Raw genomic sequence first — 7,092 nt, forward strand, 5'->3', positions numbered from 1 at the left:
TCCACATTTTAGGATGTGGAGCTTGTCGACGCGGTTTTCGGGGATGCGTCAGTGGCTGGTGCGGTGTTTTGTTCCGTTACCGGTTCGTTCACGCTTTCCGGCGCGGGAATGGCGACGGGCGCTGTCTGAGGCTCGGATGACAGCGGCGCCACTTTCGTGTCGCTATCGGCCGCCGTGGCTCCGTTCGACGAAAAGCCGGTTGCGGGGATGGGCTTCGCGACAAGGTCGGGTTTCGATGCATCGGATGCATCGTTTTCCTGGACGGCGGTCGTCACCGGTACGGCGAGCGGGGCAGGGACCGGGGTCTGAGCCGCGGCTGGCTCGACCGACAGCAACGACGGGCTATTCGGCACTGGGGTGCTCATTGCTTGCGGTTTCATGAGATCCCCTGTGTTTGCCGCCGATGTGCTCGAGACGGTCTGTGCCGCAGGCGCGTCTGTTTCGATGGCAGCAGTGTGATGGGGATCCGGCGCTTGCGTCGTCTCGGCTGGGGCGGCGTGCGGATCGACAGGCGCAGTTGCGATCGTCGGCAACGGTGCAGGAAGCACCGCGGGCACGGGTACCATCGCTGGCGCGGCGGAAACGACCGGCGCCGCGGATGGCTCGGGAGCGGGGACTGCCTGCGCGGCTGAACCAACTGGTGCCGCAACGTGCGCAGAGGCACTGGTGGCTTCGCGCGATGTGCTGACGCGCGCGGCCGTACGGACGGGTGTTGCGTTGTTTCCCGCGACATCGAGCGGTGGTAAGCCTAGACGCTGGCGCACCAACGGATCGCGATATTTTTCGTCGTCCGCTACGACGGCTTCGACGTTGGCCGCACTGTTGGAGCGCGCGAGCGGTGCCGTGGTGCCCGGGCAAAGATGACCGGTCGCCTCGACAGCGCGCCGATTGGCATCGCTCTGGCATAGCAGGGCGAGCGCGACATCCGTCAACCCCATGGCCCGAAACTCGCGGGCGTCGAGGCGACGAACGCAAGCCTGATCGACCAGTGTTGTCCCACCTGTTGCGCCGAACCCGGGGAGCGACAATCCGATGCTGAGGGACCCCATGCAGGTGTCCGACAGCGTCGTGGTCAAACCCGGCGCCTGGATGGTTGGGTTCGTCTTGATAGTCTGCGTGCCGGAGTAGTTCACGTTGTCGGTGGTCTGCGTGTTGTACGGGCTCGAGCCTGGGGTTCCCACATCCTGGGCCGCGAGGGTTGCCGCTGGCGATGAACTGGTGCCACTTGACGGCAACGACACATTGACTTGAACATTTGAATTCCCGCTGCCGCGCACCTGCGACGAACTGTTGCTCGTGGCGTCTCCTCCCCGCGCATTCCCGCCGCGCGACGTCGTCGTCGTGTTGATGGTGTTGAGGCTTGAGCCTCCTCCTTGCCCAATCGACACGGAATTGGACGCGGACTGCGCACTCGAATTCGAGTTTGACGTCGTCTGTGCGTGCCCGCTGATCGTGGCCAATGCAAATACTGTCGCGCACGCCACCTTGATCTTTTCGCTGTTCATACGATACTCCGGATTAGGTTAACCTCCCGACCCTAACAACCGAATCACTTCCCGGTTCCTGCTCTACCTACTTTTTTGCTTCCCCGAGCTGTTTCCAGCCGTTGCCCAATTCGCTCCACGAATCGACCCAATAACCTCGATCCTGTTGAGCACCTGCTTCCTCGGCAGGGTTGCTTTTCGATGGCGTCGCCTGTTCCCGCGAGATGGTCGCTTGAGTTTGGTCGTTTGGCGTTTGCAAAGACGATTGCGCATCGCCAACCATATTGCGGTCGACGCAATAAGCCGATGTCGCGGCAAGCGCTAGCGCGACGGCAATCAATGTCTGCTTCATGCCAACTCCTTACGATGACAACAGAACCAATCTAAAGACCAGCGTTCGCGAGAAGCTGGTCCCCAACGGACGCGTCACTTGCTGCTCGAGAAGGCGCTGGCGTCACCTTGGCTTCCGCCAGATGCAGACGGCAAGCCGGCGTAACCCGTGCTGTTGGCGCTGGAGGTATTGATGTGACCTGCGCCGGCGATCGTGGCGGAGCCGTTCTTCCCGGTCAGCGCGATTGCACCCGCATTCGCATTGCCCTTGTCGTTCGCAGTAGTGGTCGTGTATTTCCTCGCGCCCAGAACGATCGTTGCAGTGACGCCGCCGGATAACGCATCGGCGTTTGCATTCGTGTCCTGGGTTGTTCCGCTGGCGCCGGCGACACCGATCCCACCGCCGGCTGCGAACGCGCCTCCGTCTTTTCCAGAACCACTGGCGGTCGAAGTCGAGTTGTGCATCGCGGAAGCCGTTGCGGTCGAGCCTGCAGGCGTGGCCGTGCTGTTTGCCGCCGATCCTGCAACGGACGTCGAGTTACTGGTATAGCTTCCCGAGCCGATGAGTACTGATCCGGACACGCCGCCCGTGACGGATTGCGTTTGGCTCGACGTAGTCGGCCCCGCCGCCGCAGCGGTCGAAAGCACTGCGAGAGCCGCCGCCAAAATGAAATTCGCTTTCATGACGATCCCTTTCTTGAAGGACGATTGGCAAGAAAGGAGACTGAATCCGTCCTCCCTGATGGCTTCGTTAGGATTCAGCCTCCACTTCGCTACCTGATGTCGAGTTCCCGAAACGCGCCTTAGTAGTGGTGGCGCATGCCGAGGGTCGACCATGCCTGCGCGCTTGCATCGGCGCCGCTCATGCCCTGCGCTTGCGCGTTGCCGTCGCCCTTACCGCTTACCGAGGAGGTGTTCGTATGGCCGGCGAAGGAGATCGTGCCGCTGCCGGTCACGTCCTTGCTCGAGCCTGCGATGGCGCCGGCCGCGCCGAGAGCTGCGCCTTTATCGGTCGCGGTGAAGGATCCTTTGCCATACACCGCCGCCGACGTTACGCCACCGCTGGTGGCGTCGCTCGACGAGGACGTGCCGGTACCACTCGCGAATGCCGCACCCGACACCGCGAGTACTGCTGCTGCGATCAGAAGCTTCTTCATGGCATAACTCCTATGGCGTGAACGTGGAGAAAAAGGGAAGGCTGCACGCCATCGGCCTTCCTCATTTAATTAGGATATCTAATATTAAAATTTATGTCGCAAATTCCATGGTGTTGTTTGGTTTATAAATTACCCAATTTAATATGGGGTGGCGAATCGCCTTTAAACATTGGATTTTTTAATGCGCACGATGATGCAAGGCACATATCGCCAGCATGGAGCAATTAGGAGCCGTGCTTTCGAGTATTGGGGGAGAGAGGGGGCCGGGCACGAGGATAGCTTGCTTAGCCGCCACCTCGCTCGTATCGGTCAGTATCTTGCCTAAGATTCCGCTGAGCGGCTGTCCGATCATATACATTTGAGCAAGCTTGTATGGCGGCCGATATCCTCGATCAGGACAAGTACAGTTATGAATAACTGAAAATTCTAGGCGGTTCGATTGGGCAGCGCCGTGAACCATTGCTGATTTCGTCATGAAAAAATCAAATTTGGGGATTTTTTTATATATTGATGCGATGCCAACTGGATGAAAATAGGAAATATTTCCAACGCATTTTATCGCGTTATCCATAACAATCTCCCCAGATTGCTTGTATTAATCGAGTCGTCCATTGTCTCAAGCCGGAATTGCGACTCAGTGGGTGACGAGCAAGGTGCGTGCCAAATATTAAATTCTGAAGAGTTCCAGTGGGATAAGGGCTATGCTGGACAGGGATGGCGCGACTTCCTTGGTGTCCAGTCTCAAAAATGAAACCTGGCGACTAGGCTGAAGTGAGCGAACTACCATCAGTTGATATGGCGACCAACGAACAACGCCAGACATGACGCCGCTTCTTGCGTATCGAGCTTCCTTGTTTGCATGTCGTCTCAATTTTGATACATGAGGCGATCGGGTACATCATAACTTACTAAGGATTGTTGATCTGGTGCGAAATAATCGTCCCTGTCTTAGTGATTTGGAAGTGAAAAATGCGTCTTGTCGAGGAAGGGACATCGCCTCCATAGCATTTTGCGAGATATTCTGGGGTGACGGATTTTGAAACATGCGATCAGTTTATAATTTCATAATTGCTGAGACATGAAGTTCGTCTATGCGTTTTCCTCGGATAAGGGCATCGGATGGAAACGGTCACGAGAAGGCGTGATTTTCGATTGAAACAATCGGCTCGCGAGCCGGTGTTCGAAATTTGAGAGGCAGGGCTGCCGTGCGATGGTGCCTTGCCTGGCATCTTTCTCGCTTCTCGAATCAATTTTGGTTTTGGAACAGCTGCCGGCGCGTCTGCCAGGGACGCACTCGGTCACGTGCTGGTCAGTCCGTTCGTTTTCGCTATCGTCCCGATAGACCGACGATCGCGCAGCCGAGCACTGCTGTAGGCGCAAACCCATGACACATCCGGCGTTCGAGAAGGTCGACGACGTGAGCGACGATTCGGGGTGAGCATGCGCAAGAGAATCGCGGTAGATTCAACGCGCCAAGAGATGTTGGTGCCAGAAATGTGGGCCGCGCGGGCTGGCATTTCGCCGAGCACGCGCTTAATGAGAAGCGTTGCTGGAGGCTGCTTTGATCGCCCGCGTCGGTTTGCATAATTTTGTTCCTGACTACAGGCTGGCCTGACGCCCTGTGCGGATGCCAAGGAACAATCTTTCCGCAAGACGGTTTGCGTGAAATTGTTCTTGCATCGGACGAATGAGGCGAAGCTTTGGATGTTCCGACTGAGGCATGCACCTGCCACACGCCAGTGGATATTCATGTGCCGATTTGCTTGACCGCGTCCCATATCAGCTTGCATTCCCGTAAACACCCACTATCGTTAGTGCTATCTGGGATATAGGGACTCAACTCACCGGGAGTGCGCATGGCAGCAGACGGTGATCGTGACGGCGGACCTGACTATTCGCGACGGATCATTGGTGGGCGAAGTATCGATGTCTCGCAGTGGGCTACACCCGATGAAGGGGCAATGGACAGCGCGCAGCGTGAACTTTACTTCGCTCGCAAGCGGGCCATTTCTCTATATCTGTCTGGCGCTTCCGAAAACACGATCAAACAGGCTACGTCTCTCGGAGCAAAGCAGGCCTATCGCCTGATTCGGGAGCGGTGTCTGGAAACGCATCCGGACGGCCGTCCATATGGTTGGCGAGGAATCGTGCCGTGGCTCAGGCTTAAGCCGTATCGTCGGCGCACCAAAGTTCAAATCGACCGGTTCGGTTCTGGCGGCGCAGGTGCACTGCAGACACTGCTCGATTGCCATCCAGATCTGCAACAGGCCTTCGAATCCCGCATCCGAACCAGCTATGCCAGCAAACGGCTGGTTGAAACCAATCATTCCCACAAGCGACATTGGGACTGGCTGATCAACCAGTTGCGGGACCTTGGCTATGAAGCCAGAGGGGAGTGGCCTTTCAATACGTCGAGCCGGGGCTATTACTCTATCCGACGCCATATCGAGAGAGTACTCGCGGCCGATCCACGCGCGCTGGCCGCCAAGACAGGTGGCCCGGACATGGTAGCAAAACTGAAGACCGGCGATGGTAGCAATCGTCCTGTGCTGAAATTTATGCAGCGGGTCGAAATGGATGCGCACAAACTCGATGGCCGATTCTGCGTTTCGATTCCGCTCGCGGATGGGGATTCCCAGGAAAAAATTGTCCATCGGCTTTGGGTTATCGTCATTCTGGAAGTCGTTTCTCGCGCCGTACTCGGATATTTCTTTAGCATGCGCCGGGAAGTGTCGAGCGATGATGTGATGAGTGCCGTGAAACGGGCATTGTGCCGATGGAGTGTGCGGCCGGTCAGCTTCTGTGATATGCCGTACTTGCCGGAAGCTGGGCTTCTTTCCTCACGAGGCGAACATTTCGTTGGCCTTTGCTGGGACGAAACCAGCGTGGATGGAGCCCTCGCTGAAACGAGTCAGCACATTCGAAACTCACTGCGCGACGCGGTTGGATCGATCCTACTGGAGCCGAGCAATGCGTTCTCCAAGAGGCGTAGCAAGGACGACCGCCCATTCATTGAATCCTTCTTTCGTAACCTTGCCGGTAGAGGCTTTCAGCGCCTCTCCAATACGACCGGAGCCAAACCTCAAGACCGCAAGGGAAAAATGCCTGAGGCGGTGGCGTTGGCCAGCCGTTTCCAGTATGAATATGCGGAAGAACTGCTGGATGTACTAATCGCCAATTACAACGCCTCACCGCATCGTGGAATCGGCAACCGAGCTCCACTTGCCTACGCAGAATTCCTTTACCGCAATTCTCCGTCGCCGTTTCGGCGAGCCGACCCTGCGCTCGTCGAATCGCTGTTCAGCGTGCGGAAACGGTGTGTCGTTCGGGGCGGGGCTGCGGCGGGAAGAGCGCCGTTCGTGGAGTTCTTTTACGCTAGATATACCAATGAGGTGCTGCAAAGTCGGCATGACCTCGTCGGCTCGGAAATCTGGGTGGTCTGCCACAAGGAAAACGACTGTCGGGTTGCCATGGCGTCCACGCTGAACGGGATGTCGCTTGGCATACTGCGCGCTGCTCCGCCATGGAATTTGGCTCCGCACAGCCTCTCAGTGCGCAAGGCAATCAGCCAAGCGTGTTTACACGGACAGTTTTCGATTCCGGCCGGCGCCGATGCGATCGAAACCTTCATGAACTATGTGGAGCGCCATGCGCATCACAAACTGCCCGTACATCCGGCGTACCTCGAAGCAAGACGAATTCTAGCGGAGGCGACTACGCAATCGATCGGTGAACGAATGCTGGATATGGCCATCGCCAGGAGCAAGGTGGATATGACTCGAGCCGTACAATCCCAGATGAAGTCTACGTCAGAACCCGCATCTATCGGACGAGGCATACCACGCAGCGATGCCGGTATCGAACTTCCTCCCCGACGAATGGCTCGGTCAAAGTAGCCTATGACTTTGCTCCTGCCCGAGCATATCGATCCGCGGCACTGCGTTGTCACTCGGCAATACGCGGTCTATACACCGCCGATGCACGAGATGATTACTCAGATCGGTGACTGGATCGATCAGCAACGACCGGGAGGATACATTTACGGGTAAGCACCTCGCGAAGGCCGTTCGCAATGCGAAGCGCACGTGAGGCATGATTGGGTATCGGTCGCTCGGGTTCGC

Annotated in this window: 6 protein-coding genes; 1 reads left to right on the top strand and 5 read right to left on the bottom strand. The window is 57.3% G+C overall.

From position 1 onward, the window contains the following. Positions 1-8 precede the first annotated feature (8 nt). The 5 genes from WS69_RS32695 to WS69_RS33925 all read right to left on the bottom strand — a co-directional run bounded on the left by WS69_RS32695 (position 9) and on the right by WS69_RS33925 (position 3,542). Positions 9-1,505: a hypothetical protein gene (locus WS69_RS32695; protein ID WP_082716576.1), complete on the bottom strand. Its 1,497-nt coding sequence runs from the start codon at positions 1,503-1,505 to the stop codon at positions 9-11. A gap of 67 nt (positions 1,506-1,572) precedes the next feature. Next, a complete protein-coding gene (locus tag WS69_RS32700; protein ID WP_082716577.1) occupies positions 1,573-1,836 on the bottom strand; it encodes a hypothetical protein in 264 nt (87 codons plus the stop codon). Between the two features lie 74 nt (positions 1,837-1,910). Further along, the gene (locus tag WS69_RS32705) at positions 1,911-2,498 is read right to left on the bottom strand and encodes a hypothetical protein (protein WP_082716578.1); all 588 of its coding nucleotides are present in this window, start codon (positions 2,496-2,498) and stop codon (positions 1,911-1,913) included. Between the two features lie 119 nt (positions 2,499-2,617). After that, positions 2,618-2,971, bottom strand: coding sequence for a hypothetical protein (locus WS69_RS28850; RefSeq protein ID WP_059474043.1), 354 nt, complete (start codon positions 2,969-2,971; stop codon positions 2,618-2,620). Positions 2,972-3,149: 178 nt separating this feature from the next. Then, positions 3,150-3,542: a hypothetical protein gene (locus WS69_RS33925; RefSeq protein WP_156438452.1), complete on the bottom strand. Its 393-nt coding sequence runs from the start codon at positions 3,540-3,542 to the stop codon at positions 3,150-3,152. 1,285 nt (positions 3,543-4,827) lie between these two features. On the opposite strand from WS69_RS33925, the gene WS69_RS32710 reads away from it, so the two are divergent. After that, a complete protein-coding gene (locus WS69_RS32710; protein WP_082716579.1) occupies positions 4,828-6,867 on the top strand; it encodes a hypothetical protein in 2,040 nt (679 codons plus the stop codon). Positions 6,868-7,092: the final 225 nt, after the last annotated feature.

The organism is Burkholderia sp. BDU5 (genome assembly GCF_001522845.1).
In the GTDB taxonomy this organism is placed as follows: domain Bacteria; phylum Pseudomonadota; class Gammaproteobacteria; order Burkholderiales; family Burkholderiaceae; genus Burkholderia; species Burkholderia mayonis.